The following is a 1,357-nucleotide window of genomic DNA, read 5'->3' as shown; positions in this document are numbered from 1 at the left end:
TCGCCGCGCTGATCGCGGGCTTTGCGGTCGTCCCCCGCGCGGTGAACAGCGCGGTGAAATACACGCCCAGCAGCCCGGCATAGGTGAACACCATCACCTGCAACGCGAACTCCAGCAGCCCCATCTCGCTATACCGCTGCCAGTAGAAGGATGCGACCGCCATCGCGAACATCGCGACGCCGATCACCCCCATGCCCGCGCGCCCCGCCTGCACGTAATGACGCTCCGCCGCCGGGGCCCCGCGCCGTTCGCGCCACGGGCGATAGAAATCCTGCACCAGCACCGAGGACATGGCGTTCAGCGCCGAATTGGTGGTCGCCACCGCCGCCGCGCAGATGCCGATCGTCACCAGCCCGCGCAGCCCGCCGGGCAGCTGGGTCAGGATATAGTGCATGAAGATGCTGATCTTCTCGCCGCCGAAACTGCGCCCCGCCGCCGCGGTGGTCCCGCCCATCAAGTCGGGGCGGTCGTAGAAAACATACAGCAGCAGCCCGATCAGGATGAACATCCCCACCACCGGCACCGTCGCCAGAACCGACAGGTACAGGCCGCGCGCGCCGGTCCTGGCGTCCTTGCACGCCAGCAGCCGCTGGGTCGTGTCCTGGTCCATCCCGGCGTTCGCGATGTACAGCAGCGTGACGCCGGTCACGACCGCCAGCAGCGAGAACGGCCGCGACAGGTCGGTCGACAGGTCGAACAGCCGCAGCTTGTTGACCCCCTCGGGCGTGTGGATCAGCCCGTCGATGATCTGCCCGGTCGTCGCCGGGATCGACGAGCGCAGGAACACCACCACCGCGATCGCGGAACCCAGATACACGACGAACTGGATCAGGTCGTTCCACAACACCGACTTCAGCCCGCCGACGAAGGTGAACAGCACGCTGGCGACGATCAGCAGCGCGGCGGCGATCATGATCCCCTGCGCCTCGACGGTGCCGGTGATGACCATCGCCAGCGCGATCGCCGCCAGATAGACCCGCGCGCCCCCGGCGAACACGCGCCCGATCAGGAACATGCCCCCGGCCCAGCGCGTCGCGGTGGCGCTGAACCGCAGCGTCAGCAGTTCGTAGGCGGTGGTCGCGCGGATCGCGTAGAACCGCGGGATCATCACATGCGCGACGAACATCGCGCCCAGCAACCCGCCCAGGTTGCTGCCCAGATAGGTCAGGTCGCCGTGATAGCCGTAATCCGGCCCGCCCAGGAACGTCGCGGCCGATTGCGTCGCCGACAGGACGGAAATCGCCGCCAGCCACGCCGGCACGTTGCCGCCCGCCAGGAAATAATCGTGCGCCGTCCCGGTGTTGCGGGGGGTGAAGATCCACCCCCCGCAACACCGGGACGGCGCACGATTATTTCC

Annotated in this window: 1 protein-coding gene; it reads right to left on the bottom strand. The window is 67.9% G+C overall.

Going from position 1 to position 1,357, the window contains the following annotated elements; translation table 11 throughout:
• Nucleotides 1-1,261: sodium:solute symporter family transporter (locus AX685_RS01055; protein WP_231738488.1), on the bottom strand; the 1,261-nt coding region annotated here is incomplete at its 3' end.
• Nucleotides 1,262-1,357: the final 96 nt, after the last annotated feature.

This window comes from Sphingomonas sp. CCH9-F2, from assembly GCF_001556735.1.
Classification (GTDB): domain Bacteria; phylum Pseudomonadota; class Alphaproteobacteria; order Sphingomonadales; family Sphingomonadaceae; genus Sphingomonas; species Sphingomonas ginsenosidimutans.
This window is presented reverse-complemented; position numbering and strand designations above follow the sequence as displayed.